The following is an 18,177-nucleotide window of genomic DNA, read 5'->3' as shown; positions in this document are numbered from 1 at the left end:
CAATCGTCGGGTGATCGAGCGGTACACACTTCCGGAGATGGGGCGCGTCTGGAGCGACGCGCACAAGTACGAGCTGTGGTGCCAGGTGGAGGTCCTCGTCGTCGAGGCCCACGCCGAGGCCGGCACCATTCCGCCGGAGGTGGTCGAGCCCGTGCGGAAGGCGCCGCCGCCGACGCCGGAGGCGGTGCACGCGATCGAGGCGGTCACGCAGCATGACGTGATCGCCTTCCTGTCGGCGTGGGCGGACAACACCGAGCCCCGCGAGGCGGCCCGGTACGTCCACTTCGGCATGACGTCGTCCGACCTGCTGGACACGGCGCTCGCGCTGCAGCTCGTCGAGGCCACCGACATCCTGCTCGCCAAGGCCGACGCGCTCGTGGCGACGCTGCGCGACCACGCGCTGGCCCACAAGGGCACGCTGCGGGTCGGGCGGACGCACGGCATCCACGGCGAGCCCGACGTGTGGGGGCACCGCGTCGCCGACTTCGCGTTCGCGATGGCCCGCTCGCGGGACCGGCTGCGCCGGGCGCGCGCGGCCGTCGGCGTGATGGCGATCTCCGGCGCGGTCGGGACCTACTCCAACATCGACCCCGCGATCGAGCTGCACGTGGCCCGCAAGCTCGGCCTGACGTCGGCGGACGTGTCGACGCAGGTCGTGATGCGCGACGGCATCAGCGAGTGGGTGTCCGCGCTGGCGATCATGGCGACGGTGTGCGAGGCGGTGGCGCTGGAGGTGCGGCACGGGCAGCGCACCGAGGTCCGCGAGCTGTGGGAGCCGTTCGGGAAGGGCCAGAAGGGCTCGTCCGCGATGCCGCACAAGAAGAACCCGATCATCTCCGAGCGGCTCGCCGGGATGGCGCGGATCGTGCGCGCGCAGATCGTCCCGGTGCTGGAGGGCATCCCGCTGTGGCACGAGCGCGACATCTCGCACTCGTCCACCGAGCGGATCGCGCTGCCGGACGCGTCCATCGCGCTCGACTACATGCTGAATCTCACGAACCGCCTGATGTCCGGGCTCGTGGTGGACGAGGCCCGGATGCGGGAGAACCTGGAGTCGACCGGCGGCCTGATCTACACCTCGACCGTGCTGCTGGAACTGGTCGAGGCGGGCATGTCGCGGGACGACGAGGCGTACCCGCTCGTCCAGAAGGCCGCCATGGAGACCTGGGAGACGGGGACGCCGTTCCGCGAGACGCTCCGCAAGCACGCCGCGGAGGCGGGCCTGGCGCTGGACGAGAAGCGCCTGGACGAGGTCTGCCGCCCGGAGCGCTTCGTCGAACGCCTCGGCCCGGTCTTCGACCGGCTGGCCGAACTGAGCTGAGACCAAGGAGGGGGCCTTGAAGGGGACCCTGACCGAGCTGAACGCCTACCCGCTCAAGAGCGGCGGCGGCACCGCGCTGCGCAGTGCCGAACTGACGGCCAGGGGGCTGCCGTTCGACCGCGAGTTCATGCTCGTCAGCCCCGGAGGCCGGTTCCTGTCGCAGCGGGAGTTCGCGCGGATGGCGCTGCTGCGTCCGTCCTACGACGGCGAGGTGCTGACGGTGCGCGCCCCGGGGGCCGCGCTGCTCGTCCACAAGGCCGCGGACGACGGCGAGGTCCTCGACGTGCACATCCAGCGCAAGGACTGCCTGGGCATCGACCAGGGCGACGAGGCCGCGATCTGGTTCGCGGAGTACCTCGGCGCGGAGTGCCGCCTTGTGCGCTTCACCGGCCACAGGGAGACGTCCAGGGGCGGGGGTGAGGTCATGTTCGCCGACGGGTACCCGCTCCTGGTCATCTCTGAGGAGTCCCTGGACGACCTCAACGCGCGCCTGGACGAGCCCCTCCCGATGAACCGGTTCCGTCCGAGCCTCGTCGTCGCGGGCCTCGGCCCCTACGGCGAGGACGACGTGCGCCTGCTGCGCGTCGGCGAGGCCGTCATCGAGATGGTCAAGCCGTGCTCCCGGTGCCTCATCACGACGACCGACCAGGAGACCGCCGAGCGCGGCCGTGAGCCGCTGCGCACGCTCGCCGCCTACCGCAGCCGGGACCGCGGTATCCAGTTCGGTTACAACGCCGTACCGCGCGCACTGGGCACGCTCACGGTGGGCGACGAGATCGAGGTCCTCGAAGCCCGCTGAGGCCCCGGAAGCCGGAAGCCTCAGCCGATGACCTCGCCGGTCTCCTCGCCGTAGCGGTCCTTCATCGCGGTCGGGACGATCTCCACGGTCAGCCCGGGGAGCGAGGCGATCGCGGTGCTGCCCGCGGCGGCCGGCATCGCGGCGGTGAGGTCGTCCAGCGCGGCCGGGGGCACGCGGACCTCCAGCACGCCCTCCTCCGGCTCCGCGACGGAGAACGCGTCGGCCGGCAGGAACGCCAGCACCGTGTCGTCGGTCCGCAGGACCAGTTCGCGATCGAACGGGAGCCGGCCGCGCAGCGAGTCGGCGATCGCCGGGGCCTGCAGCGCGCCGAGCCGCAGCGTCGTGGACGCGCCGTCGCGCTCCCAGTGCGCCGTGGACACGAACAGCATGCCGCCGCTGGAGCCGTCCCGCGCGATGCCCTCCTCGACGGCGCGGGCGATGTCGGGGTCGGCGAGCAGCGACCGGCGGTCGATGTCGGTCACGAAGAGCGGCAGGTGCGGGGCGAGCGCCGCCGTCATCCCGTCGGCGTTCCACCGGCGCAGCGCGTCGTACTCCTCCATCGCGAGCCCGACGACCTGGAGGAACTCCACCTTGCCGTGCGGGGTGGCGATCTCCCCCAGCTCCGGGTCCCGGACGAACGTCACCGCGCGGATCTCCGAGTCCTCGCGCTCGGCGGCGATCGGCCCGTTGACGTCCATGTGGTGGCCGGCCTCGAACCAGTTGCCGGACGTGAACACGTACCGGCCGAGGTTCTGCAGCAGGCTCGCCGCCCACATCGGCGGCTTCTCGTCGGCGGGGTCGCGGGCGAGCCGGAAGGTGAACTCGAAGCCCCAGCCCGATTCGTCCGGGTTCTCCGACTCCTTGGTGTACAGCTCGGTCATCCCGTAGGACACGTAATGCCAGTGCGGTACGGGTTCCGTCCGAGCGTAGATGCTGATCCCGTCGAGCGGGTCGGGCCCTCCCAGCGCCCACTTGTGGATCGTGCCGAAGTGGAGCGGCCTGGTGTCACCGTAGAGCGGCAGAAGGGCGGCGTCGATGGCGTCCCAGCCGGGTGATTCGTCCATGAATGATCACGATAACCGTCCCTGCGGTGATGCGCCGCCCCTAGGCTCACCTTGGGAAATTTCCTGGGGGAGTGCGAACTTTTGGCGTGTCGCGGAGGTCTCACCTAGCAGACTGGCGCCAGGGTGGCGCGCCGGACGGCACATGCCCGGGCCGGTGGTTTACTGGGGTCGCGTTGGCGCAGAGGGGGGACACCGTTCGGCGCGCTCGGCCCTCGTGCTCCCACTTGATGGCAGGCACCTACCCGCACCCGAGAAGGAGTTAGGCGGCATGAGCATGGGCCACGAGGTTCGCTACCGCGTGCGCGGCGGCAGGCAGCTGCACGGCACGGTCTTCATCCAGGGGGCGAAGAACGCCGTCCTGCCGATGATCGGTGCCTCGCTGATGGCCGCCAAGGGACGGACCGTCCTGCGCAACGTCCCGATCATCGAGGACGTGCGGCGGGCGGTGGAGCTCGCGCGGGCCATCGGGGCCAAGGCCGAACTGCACGAGACCGAGCGCACCCTGGTCATCGACGCCTCGTCGCTGAACAGCCCCGTCCTGCCCGCGGACATCGCGTCCCGGTTCCGCGGCTCGTTCCTGTTCGTCCCGGCGCTGCTGCACCGCCTCGGCGAGGCGGTCATCGAGGGCGTCGGCGGCTGCAACCTCGGCAGCCGCAACCTCGACTTCCACTACAACGGCTTCAAGCGGATGGGCGCCACGGTCACCGAGCAGGTGGCCGACAACGGCGACGGCATCATCCACATCAAGGCGGGCGACCTGCGCGGCGGGACGCTGTACTGCGACACCCCGTCGCACACCGGCACCGAGAACCTGATCATGGCGGCGGCGCTGGCGCACGGCACCACGCTGATCAAGAACGCGGCGCTGGAGCCGGAGGTGCTCGACAACATCGCGATCCTGCAGGCGATGGGCGCCAAGATCAGCGGCGGCGGCACCGGGTTCGTCACGGTCGAGGGCGTGGACGAGCTGACCGCCGTCGAGCACACCGTGATGCCCGACCGGATCGACGCCGGCGTGTTCGTGATGGCCGCCGCGATCACCGGCGGCGAGCTGAGCCTCGTCGGCGCCTCGCTGGAGCACCTCGGCGTCGCCGCCGACAAGCTGGAGCAGATGGGCGTCGAGTTCCACCAGCAGGGCGCCGTCCTGCAGGTGCGCCGCGACCGGACGCTCCGCCCGATCAACGTCATCACCGACGAGTACCCGGGCTTCGCCACCGACCTGCAGTCCCCGATCATGGCGCTGTCGTGCCTGTCCGAGGGGCCGTCCTACATCTACGAGCGGATCTTCGACGGCCGGTTCAAGCTGGCCGACGAGCTGCGCAAGATGGGCGCCGACATCGAGGTGGACGGCAACCGCGCCAAGGTCAACGGCCCGCGTCCGCTGCGCGGCGCCGAGGTCGAGGCGCACGACCTGCGCTGCGGCAGCGCGCTCGTGCTCGCGGGCCTGGCCGCCGAGGGCGAGACGACGATCACCTCCGCCTACTACCTCGACCGCGGGCACGCCCACACCGCCGAGCGGCTGTCGCAGCTCGGCGCGGAGATCGTCCGCGAGGAGGGCTAGCCCCTCGCGAGCCCGCCCCTCGGGGCCCGGAACGGCCGAATGTGGCCCCGCGCTGACCAACTCCGGGTTCGCACCTGACGGGGCGTGTAACGCCGGCCCCGGAATTTCCGGAGCCAAGAGTTACCGGACGACTACGCACCGCTGCCGCGGTCATCTGGACGGACCGCCGGACCAGTGCCCTGACCTGGGAGAAATCCCGGAAAGCGCGCCGGTTCCGGCTGGTTCGTCACCTGGTGATAAATCACCGGCGATGATCATCAAGACCGGCCGGACGGATCACTCGTCTTTCGGCTGCGGTTGACATCGACACGTCCGCATTTCGGCCCGCAGGTAAACCAAACCGGTACCGCAGGGGTCCCTCCTGTACGTGAGAGCGCCAGGAGGGGCCCTTCGCCATGTTTTCGGGTCTTGTTTTTCAACTTCGGACGCCCGAAGATGCTGGATCGAGACTGCCCGAATGGTGACAAATTACTGACCAGGGGGTCGCGTAGGTTACTTTTTCGCCGCACTCTTGATTCGATTTCGCGTCTGGGCGTCACATCTCGTCGCCTTGACCCGATCTGCCAGGCAGAGGGCCCCCGTCCGCTGGGGGCGGGGCCCACGGGACGGCTCCGTCCGCCTCACCCGAGGCGGGAGGGGCCGCGGGAAGGCGAATCGCACGGAACGCGGTGCTGGGTCAGAAGGCAGGGGCGACAAGCCATGAGTCAACCGTTGGGCGAGACGTGCGCGGACAGCTGGTCGGGGCGCTGCCCCCGCCGAGAGGACGGACCGGAAGCGAGCGATCATCGATGACGGCGGCACGCACGGGGTCGGTCACGCCCGATCTCACGATCGGCGTCGTGGGTCCCCACGACCTCGTCGAACGGGTCATGCTGATGGGCCACGGCCCCACCCCGGTACCGAGCCGGCTGGTGGCCGCCGCGTACCGGGACGAGCAGGAGGCGGCCGACAAGGTCGTGCGGCTGGGGTCGGGCGTCGACGTCTGCCTGTTCGCCAGCCCCGTCCCCTACGACTTCGCGCGCAAGGCCGGCGTGCTCACCATGCCCGCCACGTACGTGCCGCTGAACGGCGCCGCTCTCCAGGGCGCGCTGCTGCGGGCGTCCCTCGACGAGCGCTTCGACCCCGCCCGGGTCAGCATCGACGTGCTCGGCCGCGCCGAGGTCGAGGAGGCCTACTCCGAGATCAGCCTCGGCACCGAGCAGGTGCACCTGCGCGAGGAGGCCGCCGGCCCCGGCACGCTCGCCGCGTTCCACGAGCGCCTCTGGCGGCGCGGCGCCACCACCGTCGCGATGACCTGCGTGCACGCCACCGCCGAGCGCATGGAGATGGCGGGCGTCCCGACCATCCGCGTCCGCCCGACCGGCGCCGCGATCCGCAGCTCCCTGCAGACCGCCGCCCTCCTCGGCGCGCACCACCGCCTTGAGGAGTCGCAGCTCGTCGTCGTCCTGGTGGACGTCCCGACCCTCCGCGAGACGCCCCGCCGCGTCACCCCCCGTTACTGGCGGGACGAGCTGAAGCTCGCGCTGCACCGCGTCCTGCTCCAAGAGGCGCACCGCATGAACGCCTCCGTGTGGCCCCTGGACGACCACAGCTACCTGGTCATCGCCACACGCGGCTCTGTGACGACGTCCACCGAGGGCTTCCGCACACCGCCCTTCGTGGAGCGCGTCCGTGAGGAACTGGGTCTCGCCATAGAGGTCGGCATCGGCATGGGCCGCACCGCCCACGAAGCCGAGAACCACGCCCGCGCCGCCTTGGCCCGTTCCCAGAGCTCCCAGCGCGCCCAAGGCTTCGCCTTGGACCGCGATGGCCGCGCCCTGGTCCCGGCTCCCCGCACGCCCCCGCGCGCCCAGCCGCAGGCGAAGCCGAAGGGCCTGGAGATCCTGGCCCGCCTGGCCGACAAGCTGGGCGACCAGGAGCAGCCCCTCATCGTGGACGCGGAGAACGCGGGCAAGATGCTCGGCGTCACCCCGCGCACGGCCCGCCGCCTGCTCCGCACCCTGGTCGAGGAGGGCCTGGCCTGGCCTCTCCCCCCGAACCGCACCCCGCAGCCGGGCCGCCCCCGCCAGCTCTACCGCCTGATCGTGGAGAAACTGGGCTCCGCCAAGACAACGTGACGGTGAGGGCTGATGGAAGTGCCCCCGCCCTCCATCAGCCCTCACCGCGCCAGACCGCTCAGCCGCTCTCCTTGGCGATGGCCTCCCGCACCGCCGGAACGACCTCCCCCGTCCAGCGCTCAAGGGACGTCTCATCCGGCGTGCCCCCGGTCGGCGAGAAGAGCATGAAGCCGGACGCGCCGTGCTCCAGCACCGCGCCGGTCAGCTCCTCGGCCCACTGCTCGGCCGAGCCGCCGACCCAGCGCCCGCCGCCATCGCGGGTGGCGGGCAGCGGGCGGCCGGTGATGCGCCCGGGGAAGTTGAAGACCGTGCGGACCTCGCGCGGGTCGCGGCCCACCGCCGCGGCCGCCTCGTCGACGACCGGCCGCGACGTCCGGTACCGCTCGCTGAGCCAGTCCGCCGCGTGCCCGGGGATCCAGCCGTCGGCCACCCGCCCCGTCGCGGCCAGCGACTTGCGGCCGACCGACCCGGTCCACACCGGCGGCGCGGCCGCCGGAGCCGGCGCGATCCCGTCCACCCGGTAGTGGCGCCCCGCGAAGGTGACCGGCGGACCGCCGCCGGACAGCTTCTTGACCAGTGTGATCGCCTCCTCGAAGGCGTCCACGGCGTCCGCCGGGGAGAGCCGCGGCACCCCCATGTCGGCGATGCGGTCCCACAGGCCGCCGGCGCCCATGCCGACGACGACGCGGCCGCCGGACAGCGCCGCCAGCGACGTCACCGTCCGCGCCAGCATCGGCGCGGGCCGGGTCGGCAGGTTGGTCACGTTGGCGAAGCCCGCGATGCGCTCCGTCCGGCCGAGAAGGAACCCGATGGTCGCGTAGGCGTCGAGCCGCTCACCGAGGTAGGGGTGGTCGGACAGCGAGAACAGGTCCAACCCGTCCCGATCGGCCCGCTCCACCATGCGCATCAGCGCGGGCTGGTCGTCAAAGGTGCTGTGCGCTCCGAAACCGAAGACGACATCATGTGCGGTCATTACCGTGCCTTTCGTTCACTGAGGGGACTCACCACGCATACGCCTCGGGCGCGGGCTTGCCCCCGTTCAATCCGGGCGCCGGGAACAGCTCGTCGAGCCGGGCCAGGACGCCTTCGTCCAGAGTGATGTCGAGCGCGCGCAGCGAGCCGTCGAGCTGCGCGGCCGTCCGCGGACCGATGATCGGACCGGTCACGCCGTCCTGCGCGAGCAGCCACGCCAGCCCGACGTGGGCCGGGTCCTCGCCGAGGTCCGCGCACAGCTTCTCGTAGCCCGCCACGGCCTCCCGGTGCCGGGCGAGCGCGGCGGCGGAATGCCCCGACGTACCGCGGGACGCACCGCCTTCGCGCTCCTTGCGCAGGACGCCGCCGAGCACACCGCCGTTCAGCGGCGACCACGGGATCAGGCCGAGCCCGTAATGGCGCGCCGCGGGCAGCACCTCCAGCTCCACCCAGCGGTTCATCAGGTTGTAGATCGACTGCTCGGAGACCAGCCCGAGGAAGTGCCGGGACCGCGCGGCCTCCTGCGCCTGCGCGATATGCCATCCCGCGAAGTTGGACGAGCCGAAGTAGAGCACCTTCCCCTGCTGCCGCAGGACGCTGAACGCCTCCCAGACCTCGTCCCAGGGAGCCTCCCGGTCGATGTGGTGCATCTGGTACACGTCGATGTGGTCGGTCTGGAGCCGCCTGAGCGACTCCTCGCACGCGCGCCGGATGTTCAGCGCGGACAGGCGTCCCTCGTTGGGCCAGTCGCCGGTGGGCAGGTAGACCTTGGTCGCGAGGACGGTCCGCTCGCGCCGGCCGCCGCCCGCGGCGAACCACCGGCCGATGATCTCCTCGGTGACGCCGTCGCCCGGCGTCTCGCCGTAGACGTTGGCCGTGTCGAAGAAGTTGACGCCGTGCCCGTGCGCCAGGTCCATGATCGTGTGGGCGTCGGCCTCGGAGGTGCGCGGCCCGAAGTTCATGGTGCCGAGGACGAGCCGCGAGACCGAGAGGCCGCTGCGGCCGAGACGGGTGTAGTCCATGGTCGTGCCTTTCAGGCGGTGGGGCCGAACTGGCCGATGAAGCGGCCGGTGAACAGGTCGGCGCCCTTGTACTCCGCGACCATCGCGGGCGGCGCGACGAACGGCCCGTCAGGTGAGGGCAGCTGCGCGACGCCGCCGTCCGGCCCGAGCGGCAGCATGATCATCGGGTACGGCAGCGGCTGGTAGGAGGCCGCGGGCGGCGCGCCGTTCAGCTGCCCGAGGATGTTCTTGGCGACGACCTCCGCGTGCTGCATCGCGTAGCCGGCCATCTTGGCCTCGGCCACATCGGTGATGTCGCCGACCGCGTAGACGTGCTCGTGCCCCTTGACGTTGAGGAACTCGGTCACCGGGACCCGCCCCTGCGCGTCGCGCGCCGTGAGCCTGCCGTCGGCGAGGTAGTCGCTGTTGGTGCTCACCCCGAAGGCGCGGAACCAGATGTCGGCGGCGATCTCGTCCCCGCCGGTGGTCGTGACGGTGAACGCTCCGGCCTGCCCGGCCCCGGTGCTCGGCGGCGCCGTGAGCCCGGTGCCGAGCCGCAGGTCGATGCCCCGGGCGTCGAGCTGGCCGCGCAGATCGTCGACCACCTCGGGCTGGAATCCCGGGAGCAGTTCGGCGGCCGGGTCCGCGATGGTCACGTGCTTGCCGGGCCAGACGTTCTTGATCTCACCCGCCAGTTCCAGGCCGACCGGCCCCGCCCCGAGGATCAGCACGCGGCCCGCCTGGCGCAGCTCCTTGTGCGTCCGGCGCAGATCGTCCAGCGCCTCGTCGATCGAGTCGGAGCCGGGCTTGGCGGGGTACGCGTAGCTGGAGCCGGTGGCCAGCACGATGTAGTCCGCGTCGACACGGCCGCCGGAGGCCAGCGCGACGCCGCCGGGGTCGACCGACACCGCGCGGTCGCGGACCAGCCGGCCTTCGGTGAGCAGCGTCTCGAAGGGGAAGAACATGTTGGCGGCCCAGTCGGGCCGCGTCAGCGCCCGCAGCGACGCCGCCGCGTTGACGAACGCGTCCCGGGGGTCGATGAGGACGACGTCCGCCTCGGACTCCAGCGCCTTGGCGACCGCTGCGCCCCCGTAGCCTCCACCGACGACCGCGACTGTACGGCTCATAGCTGCACGCTCCCTTAACGAAGGTTTGAGTTCGTAGTACGAACGGTAACAGTTCGTCCTACGAACGACAAGCCCACGCTCGCGGGAGCGGCATCAGCTCACACCGCCGACACCCCCTCGTCCGGTTCCTTGAAGACCAGCGGGGCCTCATTGTCGAGGACGACCCGCCCCAGCAGGCGGGCGAGCATCTCGCGCTCCTGCGGACTGAGACCCGCCGGCAGCTCGTCGATCCGCCTGCAGGTCTCGGTGTAGAACTCCTCGGCCAGCTCCGCGCCCCGCTCGGTCAGCGCGACCCGCACCGCGCGCGTGTCCCGAGGGTCCGCCTCGCGCCTGACCAGCCCGTTCCGCTCGGTGCGGTCCACCAGCCCGGTGAGGCTCGACTTGGCCAGCCGCAGCATCGCGCCCAGCTCGCTCATGCCGTACGACCGCGACATCAGCACGCAGAGCAACTGCCCCTGCTGCGGAGTCACCCCGTACTCCCGGCCCGACTCCGCGTACACCGCATTCACCAGGAACGAGGACCGCACGAGCGCGGCCACGACCCCGATCCGCCCATCATCTTCCTTAGCCACATGGCCAGAGTAACACCGAACACCCTCTATAATTCGCGCCACGAACATCGCCACTGCGCTTGCCGGACCGGCCGTCAGATTGTCTGGGGGAGGGCGAAGCGGTCCAGGAGGGCGGGGTTGTGGAAGGCGGTCACGGCGGCGATCGACGGGCCGCGCAAGGTGAGAACCTGGACGGCGAACGCCCGGCCGTCCAGGTACATCGCGAAGCCCGGTGGCCGTGGCTGATCGGCGCGCGGGCGGTGCAGGGCGCCGGTGCCGCCCTGGTGATGCCACTGGCGATGGCGCTGCTCAGCGCCGCCCATCCGCCGGAGGACCGGCCGAAGGCGCTCGGCCTGTTCGCCGGGCTCACCGGGCTCGCGGTCGTCGCCGGACCGGTGGTGGGCGGCGCCGTGACCGAGGGCCTCGCCTGGCAGCGGTGCGCTGTCGCTGGCCGGGGCCGTGGCGGCCCTGGCCATTCCGGGCCGCCACACTGCCCCCGCCCCGGTCGTGCCCCGCACGGCAAGGGCGGCTGCCGGTCGTCCCTAGTTGCGGTGGGGGAAGGCCCTGGCGACGGTCAGGAAGGCGTCGTTCTCCTCCGGGGAGCCGATGGAGACGCGGGCGCCTTCGCCGTCGAACGGGCGGACGCTCACGCCGTAGGCGTCGCAGGCGTCGGAGAACTCCATCGTCCGGTCGCCGAGGCGCAGCCAGACGAAGTTCGCCTCGGTCGGCGGGACCGTCCAGCCGTCGGCGAGCAGGGCGCCCCGGACGCGGTCGCGCTCCTTCACCGTGCCCTCGACGCGCTCCATCAGTTCGTCGGTGGCCCTCAGCGACGCGACGCCGGCGGCCTGGGCGACGGAGTTCACGCTGAACGGCAGGAACGTCTTGCGGATCGCGCCCGCCACGTCCGGGTGCGCGACGAGGTAGCCGATGCGCAGGCCCGCGAGCCCGTACGCCTTGGAGAACGTGCGGAGGACGGCGAGGTTCGGGCGGTCGCCGCGCAGGGTGAGGCCGTCCGGCACCTCGTCGTCGCGGATGTACTCGCGGTACGCCTCGTCCAGCACCACCAGGCAGTCGGCGGGGACGCGGTCGAGGAACGCCTCCAGCCGGGCGCGCCGGACGATCGTGCCCGTCGGGTTGTTCGGGTTGCAGACGAAGATCAGCCGGGTGCGGTCGGTGATCGCGTCGGCCATCGCCTCCAGGTCGTGCGTCTCGTCCTTCAGCGGCACCTGGACGCCCGTCGCGCCCGACAGCGACACGAGGAGGGGGTACGCCTCGAACGACCGCCACGCGTACACGACCTCGGCGCCCGGCTCGGCGACGGCCTCCAGCAGCATCTGCGTCATCCCGACCGAACCGCAGCCGACCGCGACGTGGTCGGCGGGGACGCCGCAGAACGCGGCGATCTCCTCCGTCAGCGCGGTCGCGTTGTTGTCGGGGTAGCGGTTGACGTTCCGGGCCGCCTCGGCGATCGCGTCCACGACCGACGGCAGCGGGCCGTGCGGCGACTCGTTGGACGACAGCTTGTACGAGCGGCCCTCGGGCGACACCACGACCTTGCCGGGCTTGTAAGCCACGAACCGGTCGAGGACGGAGCGGAAGCGCGGAGTGTTTGCCTCGGACACCGTTGTCCTCCAAGTTGCGCAGGGGTGATGACCCCACAGCCTACGCAGCGTCCGGAATCAGCCGGCAACGTCCCTCATCATCCAGCAGACGGCCACGATCCGGACGAACTCCCAGTCACCGGGATCGTGCGGCCACCAGCCCCGGTTGAAGGCGTCCTCCGCGAACTCCGTCAGGTACCCCATCAGCTCGTCCGGGCCCGCGGCGCCCAGCTCGTCGCGGAGCGCGGCCACATGCTGGTCGACGGCGGCCGCGAGGCCCGGGGAGCCGGCCATCTCCTCGACACCGGCGTCCCCGATGTCGCGGACGAGCAGGCCGAGCGCTTCGTCACCGTTCACAGGAGCCGAAAATAGCAACCGCCGGCCGATGCGCGCGACATCGCCCCAGGTCAAGCCCTGGGACGCAGCATCGGCGGGCGGAGCTGCGTGGCGTCGCCGCGCCGGTACAGCCGGGCGGGACGGCCGCCGTCGCGCGTCGTGGTCCGGTCGGTGGGGATGAGGAACCGGTCGGCGCCGGTGACCTTCCGGTGGAAGTTGCGCGGGTCGAGGCTGGTGCCCCACACGATCTCGTAGACGCGGCGCAGCTCGGCGACGGTGAACTCGGGCGGGCAGAACGCCGCGGCGAGCGAGGTGTACTCCAGCTTCGCCCGCGCCCGCTCCATCCCGTCGCACAGGATCCGCCGGTGGTCGAACGCGGCCTGGTCGCGGTGGACGAGCTCGTCCACGGCCGTCCACAGCACCTGGGCCCGGCTGGACGCGGGCAGGTCGGGCGCCAGCCCCAGGTAGGCGACGCTCACGACCCGCTGCCGGGGGTCGCGGTCGGGGTAGCCGTAGGTGGCGAGCTGCTCCAGGTGGATGCGCACGTCCGCGAGCCCGGCCCGCTCCGCCATCAGCCGGGACGCGGCGACCGGCAGGTCCTCGTCGAGCTGGATGAAACCGCCCGGCAGCGACCACGCTCCGTCATAGGGCGCCCGGTCCCGCCGCCACATCAGCGCGCACAGGCGCTGCTCCCGCACGGTGAGCACGACAAGATCGACGGAGACGGCGAGCCGGGGCACGGACATGCATCGAACTTAGCGGGACCGGCCGCCCCCCAACGCCAAGAAGGCCCGGCGATGCCGGGCCTTCAGGGGGTTCGGGGTCAGTCCTCCTTGGGGACCTCTACGGCCGGGACCGCCGGGGCCGGGCCGTTGTGGCCGTTGGCGGCGGGCTGGGTGTTCAGGTTGGCGAGCAGCTGCCGCGCCACGCCGAGGCCGGTGCCGCCGAGCGTCAGGGCCTTGGCGAGCATGTCCTCGACGCCCTCGGCGCCGTTCAGCACGACCATGTTGTCGACGTTGCCGAACACGCCCGCGCCGGCCTCGACGATCTGCGGCCACTGCTCGGCGAGCTGCTGCGCGATGACGGCGTCGGTGTTCTTCGCCAGCGCCTCCCCGCGGGCCTTGATCGCCTCGGCCTCGGCGAGGCCCTTCTGGCGGGTCGCGTCCGCCTCGGCCTCACCGAGCAGCCGGATGGCCTCCGACTCCCGCTGCGCCTTCAGCTGGACCTCGGTCGCCGCGGCCTGCGCGTAGGAGATGCGCTCCTCGCGCTCGGCCTCGGCCAGCTTCACCTGCTCGTACGCCTTGGCGTCCGCCGGCTTGCGGACCTCGCTCTCCAGCCGCTTCTCGGTGCGCTCGGCCTCCAGCTCGGCGTTGCGGGTCTCCTTGAGGATGACCTCCTGCCGGGCCTGCTGCGCGGCCTGCTGCACCTGGCCCTCGTACTCGGCCTTCTTCATCTCGGTGTCGCGGATGACCGCGGCGTTCTGCCGCTCGGTCTCCTGCTCCCGCTCGGTGGCCTCCTGGTTGCGCTCGGCCTCGGCGATGCGGGCGGCGGCGGCGACCTTCGCGGCGTGCGGACGGCCCAGGTTGGTGATGTAGCCGGTCTCGTCGTCGATCTCCTGGATCTGCAGGGAGTCGACGACCAGCCCGAGCTTGCTCATCTCGTCGGCCGCGGAGCTGCGCGTCTCGGACGTGAGGCGCTCGCGGTTGAGGATCAGGTCCTCGACGGTGAGGTTGCCGATGATGGAGCGCAGGTGACCGGTGAACAGCTCGTGGATCGCGCCGTCCATGGACGACTGCTGCTCCAGGAACCGCCGCGCCGCGTTCGCGATCGAGACCAGGTCGTCGCCGACCTTGTAGATGACCACGCCGCGCACCTTGACCGGGATGCCCTGCTGCGTCACGCAGCTCACTTCGAGGTTGGCGGCGCGGCTGTCGAGCTGCAGCCGCCGCGACACCTGGAAGCCGGGCAGGACGGACGTCCCCTTGCCGGTCACGATCTTGAATCCGAGGCTGTCCACGCCGTCGATCGGCTTGGACTTGGCGCCGAGCCCGGAAATGATCAGAGCCTCGTTCGGCTCGGCGACCCGCCAGACCATCTTGAACAAGATGATCAACACGATGACGGCGACGGCGACGCCGATCGCCACGGCGAGCACGGGCATGCGGCCTCCTCTTCAGATATCGGCGCGGGCGGTACAAGTCCGGCCGCGTTTCCCCTCAGACGCGCGGGCGGCGCGTTCGGTTCTCCCCGCGGATGGCCTCATCGGGCCAATGGGTCACCGGGGCGGCACGTCACTGGGGCAGCGCGGGCGCCACGTACACCGTCCGGGGCGGGTGGTACTCGACCACCACGATGATCGAGCCGACGCCGATCTCCTCGCGCGGGTCCACGGGGTGGGCGTAGAACGCCTCGACCCCGCCGCGGATGGGGATCATGACCTCGCCGACGAGCCCTGGACCGATCCGACCGGTGACCCGGCCCTCCCTACCGATCAAGCACACCCCCGCTGGGAACGAGCCCGGGGCGTCCGCCCCGTGTAAGCCGAACCGTATCCGCTCGGCGAGACCGGCGGCGAGCCGCGTGACTCACGGCAGCACGCGCTCGGCCTGTTCGTGCGCCTCGCGGGCGAGCCGCTCGGCGTCCTCGCGGGTGGCGGTCGGGCCGAAGACCGTGACGGTGGCGAGGTAGTGCCGGCCGCGGAACACCACGTACCAGGTGCGGGCGCGGGCGTCGCCGCCGGTCGTGCTGACCCCGACGGTGCGCGAGCCCTCCCCGATGTCGCCCTTCGGCGTCTCGACCACGCGGTGCTCGGCCCACTGCGAGCCGACCTTCGTGCGGAACCTCAGGCACCCCGACGGGACGCGCGCGTTGACCTGCTTCTCCGCGTCGGCGGCGGACATGCCCATCAGCGTCTCGGTGGCGGTCTGCCCGGCGGTGCCGGTGAAGGAGACCAGGGCGGCCGGAACGTCGCCGGCCACGGTCCCGCCGGGACGCGACGCCCCGCACCGCGGCTTGTCCAGGGTCGCCTCGCGCTGCAGCCTGGCGGCGTTCTGGATCGCCTTCAGCGACCCGTACTCGCCGGAGTCGGGCTCACCGGCCCGCCGGTAGCCCGGGGCCTCGCCGAGCAGCGCCTGCGCCAGCTGGTCGGAGGTGAACCCGATGCCCGCGACCTCGGCCCGCGCGGTACCGCCCACCTCCCGCGCCCGCTCCCCGCCGCCCCCGCAGGCGACCGCGACGACGGACACCCCGGCCACCACGACCGCCAGACTCCTCTGCCCCATCCCGCGACATTACGACCCGAACCCCGCGCCGGACCCCGGACGACACGCCCCGACCACGAAACCGCAAAGACAAGCCCGGCGCAGCGCACGAACACCGAACGGCGTGGCGCACTCACACACCGACCGCAGCGGAGCGCCAGCGGAGCGGAGGGCGGTGTCAGGTTTGTTCGGCTCGGTCGTTGTACTCGGCCGCGTAGTCCTGGCCGGACATCTTCTGGATGGTCTCGACGATCTCGTCGGTGATGGCGCGGCGGGCCTTGGCGGGCGGCAGGTCGCGGTAGTGGGAGAAGTCCATCGGGGGGCCGATCCGCACGGTGGGGCGGGGGCCGAAGACGCGCGGGAACCCGGCGCCGATGGGCTGGATCTTCTCGGTGCCCTCCAGGGCGACCGGCAGGACGCGGGCGCCGGACTCCAGGACGAGCCAGCCGACGCCCGTCCGGCCGCGGTAGAGGCGGCCGTCCGGGGAGCGGGTGCCCTCCGGGTAGATCGCGAACGCGCCGGCGTTGTCGAGGACCTCGGCGGCCTGTTCCAGCGCGCCCATCGCGGCGCGGCGGGCGCCGCGGCGGACCGGGACGTGCCCGAGGTTGGTGAGGAACCAGCGGACGAAGCCCTTCTTCAGCCCGCCGCCCTCGAAGTAGTCGGCCTTGGCGATGTAGGTGACCGGGCGCGGCACCGCGAGCGGGATGATGAAGCTGTCGATGAACGACAGGTGGTTGCTCGCCACGATCAGCGGCCCGTAGGCCGGCACGTTCTCGCCGCCGACCACCCGGGGCCGGAACAGCAGCCAGAGGATCGGACGCACGACCCGCGTCATGAACGTGTAGAACACCAAGCCTCCCGAATTCGCCACCGCCACTGTAACCTCTGCGCCGATCCGGGCCCGGGTCAGTGTCCGTCTTTCCGGCCGGGAGGCGGGTAAGAAATGGCCAAAGCCCAGGTCAAACGGGCTGCGCACGGGATTGCCGGGCCATTCTTACCCTTCAGTAAGTTTCTCTTGAGTAAGTTATTGCCTCCGTTTCCCGGATGACCCCGGACGCATCCGGACGCCCCGGACGGCATGTCGGGTAGAGTCTGGACGTGGGACCGGCAGGGGCGTCCGGTACGGCGTTACGGTCCGGGACGCGGGCGGCGGGCCCGGTCCCGATTCCCGGTGAGAGCTTGGAATGCGGGCACGGGTGCGCGATCCTGAGGAGTCACCTGAGATGGCCGGGTACCACCGGAGTGGGGCGTGAGGTGACCATGGACTTCGACATCAGCCTGATGCGCGACGACCGCTGCGCGGTCGTGCGCGTGCAGGGCGACATCGACGTGGTGTCACGGACGCGCTTCGAGGAGACCCTCTTCGAGGTCGTCGACACGGGCGAGCCGATGGTCGTCGACATGCGCGAGGTGACCTTCTGCGACTCGACGGGCCTGAACGCGCTCGTCGCCGCCAACCGCCGCGCGATGGAACGCGGCTCCCACATCGCGCTGGTGGCGCTGCCGCCGCGCGTCCAGCGGGTCTTCCGCATCACCGGGATCGACAAGTTCATCCCGATCTTCGACACGCTGCGCGAGGCGATCGTGTCGTTCCCGTCCACCACGACCCCCTGACCCGGCGGGGCGGCCCGAGGCGTCAGGTGCAGCCCTCGAACTGGGGGACGCTCGTCGTCAGCTTCAGGCCCGACTTGCCGAACCACTTGGTGAGCAGGCGCTCGGCGGTGCCGTCCTGGTACATCGCGGTGATGGCGCGGTTGACCTCCTCGCAGCCCTTCAGGTCGCCCTTCTTGAGGCCGACGCCGTACTTCTCGTCGGTGAACGGCGCGTTGATCATGCGGCCGGGGCGGCCGGCGGCGAACCCGGCGAGGATCAGGTCGTCGGTCGACACCGCGTCCAGCCGGCCGGCGGCGAGGGCGTCCATGCAGGCGCCGTAGGTGCCCACGGTGACCGGCTTCGCGGCGACCTTGCGCTCCTCGATGACGCGGCGCCAGGAGTTGGAGCCGGTCACCTCGCAGATCCGCTTGTCCTTCAGGTCGCGGACGTCGCGGATCGCGCCGGCGTCGGCGCGGACGAAGGTGTCCTGGTGGGCGACGTAGTATGGCCCGCCGAAGGTGACCTTCATCTTGCGCTTCGGGGTGATCGAGTACGTCGCGACGATCATGTCGACGGTGCCCTTGGCGAGCGCCTCCTCGCGGACGGACGAGTTCGTCGTCCGCCACGTGATGCGGCTCTTCGGGACGCCGAGCCGCCCCGCGATGTAGGTGGCGACGTCGACGTCGAAGCCCTCGTACGTCCCGTCCGGGCGCTTGACGCCGAGCGCAGGCTGGTCCTCCTTCACGCCGATGACCAGCGAGTCCTTGCCGGCCACGGACGTCTTCTCGGTGCCGCCGAGGCCGCAGCCCGCGAGCACCGAGGCGGCCAGGACGGCGGCGGCCGCGGCCCGGGTGAACGTGGTGGTGGCGCGCAT

General features: G+C 71.5%; 18 protein-coding genes and 1 pseudogene. 6 read left to right on the top strand and 13 right to left on the bottom strand.

The genetic code is table 11. The annotated features are described in order from the left end of the window. Positions 1–10: 10 nt before the first annotated feature. A complete protein-coding gene (gene purB / locus HUT06_RS01790) occupies positions 11–1,321 on the top strand; it encodes an adenylosuccinate lyase (RefSeq protein WP_176194087.1) in 1,311 nt (436 codons plus the stop codon). Between the two features lie 16 nt (positions 1,322–1,337). Next, positions 1,338–2,120 (top strand): MOSC domain-containing protein, encoded by a 783-nt coding sequence (locus HUT06_RS01785; protein WP_176194086.1) that lies wholly within the window; start codon positions 1,338–1,340, stop codon positions 2,118–2,120. A gap of 20 nt (positions 2,121–2,140) precedes the next feature. On the opposite strand, the gene HUT06_RS01780 is transcribed toward HUT06_RS01785, so the two are convergent. Then, positions 2,141–3,184 carry a suppressor of fused domain protein gene (locus tag HUT06_RS01780; protein WP_176194085.1) on the bottom strand — a complete coding sequence of 348 codons (1,044 nt, stop codon included), beginning with the start codon at positions 3,182–3,184 and terminating at the stop codon, positions 2,141–2,143. 274 nt (positions 3,185–3,458) lie between these two features. Between HUT06_RS01780 and murA the strand changes: the two genes are divergently transcribed. Continuing rightward, complete coding sequence (murA, locus tag HUT06_RS01775) at positions 3,459–4,745, top strand: UDP-N-acetylglucosamine 1-carboxyvinyltransferase (RefSeq protein ID WP_176201078.1); 1,287 nt, start codon at positions 3,459–3,461, stop codon at positions 4,743–4,745. Positions 4,746–5,533: 788 nt separating this feature from the next. After that, positions 5,534–6,862, top strand: a complete 1,329-nt coding sequence (locus HUT06_RS01770; RefSeq protein ID WP_176194084.1) for a transcriptional regulator — start codon at positions 5,534–5,536, stop codon at positions 6,860–6,862. Positions 6,863–6,920: 58 nt separating this feature from the next. On the opposite strand, the gene HUT06_RS01765 is transcribed toward HUT06_RS01770, so the two are convergent. The 4 genes from HUT06_RS01765 to HUT06_RS01750 form a co-directional block, all read right to left on the bottom strand. Continuing rightward, entirely contained in the window at positions 6,921–7,835 is a 915-nt protein-coding gene (locus HUT06_RS01765; RefSeq protein WP_176194083.1) for an LLM class flavin-dependent oxidoreductase, read from the bottom strand. Positions 7,836–7,863: 28 nt separating this feature from the next. Next, entirely contained in the window at positions 7,864–8,856 is a 993-nt protein-coding gene (locus tag HUT06_RS01760; protein ID WP_176194082.1) for an aldo/keto reductase, read from the bottom strand. Positions 8,857–8,867: 11 nt separating this feature from the next. Further along, complete coding sequence (locus tag HUT06_RS01755) at positions 8,868–9,962, bottom strand: NAD(P)/FAD-dependent oxidoreductase (RefSeq protein WP_176194081.1); 1,095 nt, start codon at positions 9,960–9,962, stop codon at positions 8,868–8,870. A gap of 98 nt (positions 9,963–10,060) precedes the next feature. Then, positions 10,061–10,534: a MarR family winged helix-turn-helix transcriptional regulator gene (locus HUT06_RS01750; protein WP_176194080.1), complete on the bottom strand. Its 474-nt coding sequence runs from the start codon at positions 10,532–10,534 to the stop codon at positions 10,061–10,063. 266 nt (positions 10,535–10,800) lie between these two features. Here HUT06_RS01750 and HUT06_RS45500 point away from each other — a divergent pair. Continuing rightward, positions 10,801–10,887, top strand: a pseudogene (locus tag HUT06_RS45500) (hypothetical protein); the annotation flags it as partial. 168 nt (positions 10,888–11,055) lie between these two features. Here HUT06_RS45500 and hisC read toward each other — a convergent pair. The 7 genes from hisC to HUT06_RS01710 form a co-directional block, all read right to left on the bottom strand. Beyond that, complete coding sequence (hisC, locus tag HUT06_RS01740) at positions 11,056–12,135, bottom strand: histidinol-phosphate transaminase (protein WP_176194079.1); 1,080 nt, start codon at positions 12,133–12,135, stop codon at positions 11,056–11,058. A gap of 57 nt (positions 12,136–12,192) precedes the next feature. Next, complete coding sequence (locus HUT06_RS01735; RefSeq protein WP_176194078.1) at positions 12,193–12,471, bottom strand: DUF6401 family natural product biosynthesis protein; 279 nt, start codon at positions 12,469–12,471, stop codon at positions 12,193–12,195. A gap of 50 nt (positions 12,472–12,521) precedes the next feature. Next, positions 12,522–13,196, bottom strand: coding sequence for an NUDIX domain-containing protein (locus HUT06_RS01730; RefSeq protein ID WP_176194077.1), 675 nt, complete (start codon positions 13,194–13,196; stop codon positions 12,522–12,524). A 77-nt stretch (positions 13,197–13,273) separates the two neighbouring features. Next, complete coding sequence (locus HUT06_RS01725) at positions 13,274–14,611, bottom strand: flotillin family protein (RefSeq protein ID WP_176194076.1); 1,338 nt, start codon at positions 14,609–14,611, stop codon at positions 13,274–13,276. A 130-nt stretch (positions 14,612–14,741) separates the two neighbouring features. Then, entirely contained in the window at positions 14,742–14,945 is a 204-nt protein-coding gene (locus tag HUT06_RS01720; protein WP_176194075.1) for a hypothetical protein, read from the bottom strand. Positions 14,946–15,035: 90 nt separating this feature from the next. Then, on the bottom strand, positions 15,036–15,731 hold the full coding sequence (locus HUT06_RS01715; RefSeq protein WP_176194074.1) for a hypothetical protein: 696 nt from the start codon (positions 15,729–15,731) through the stop codon (positions 15,036–15,038). Positions 15,732–15,888: 157 nt separating this feature from the next. Further along, the gene (locus HUT06_RS01710; protein ID WP_176194073.1) at positions 15,889–16,560 is read right to left on the bottom strand and encodes a 1-acyl-sn-glycerol-3-phosphate acyltransferase; all 672 of its coding nucleotides are present in this window, start codon (positions 16,558–16,560) and stop codon (positions 15,889–15,891) included. A 410-nt stretch (positions 16,561–16,970) separates the two neighbouring features. Here HUT06_RS01710 and HUT06_RS01705 point away from each other — a divergent pair, with 410 nt between their 5' ends. Next, on the top strand, positions 16,971–17,324 hold the full coding sequence (locus tag HUT06_RS01705) for an STAS domain-containing protein (protein ID WP_176194072.1): 354 nt from the start codon (positions 16,971–16,973) through the stop codon (positions 17,322–17,324). A gap of 22 nt (positions 17,325–17,346) precedes the next feature. Here HUT06_RS01705 and HUT06_RS01700 read toward each other — a convergent pair whose 3' ends face one another. Next, positions 17,347–18,177, bottom strand: a complete 831-nt coding sequence (locus tag HUT06_RS01700; RefSeq protein ID WP_176194071.1) for a glutamate ABC transporter substrate-binding protein — start codon at positions 18,175–18,177, stop codon at positions 17,347–17,349.

The sequence above is a fragment of the Actinomadura sp. NAK00032 genome (assembly GCF_013364275.1).
Lineage (GTDB): Bacteria > Actinomycetota > Actinomycetes > Streptosporangiales > Streptosporangiaceae > Spirillospora.
Note: the sequence above shows the minus strand (reverse complement) of the source record. Positions and strands in the feature narration are given on the sequence as shown.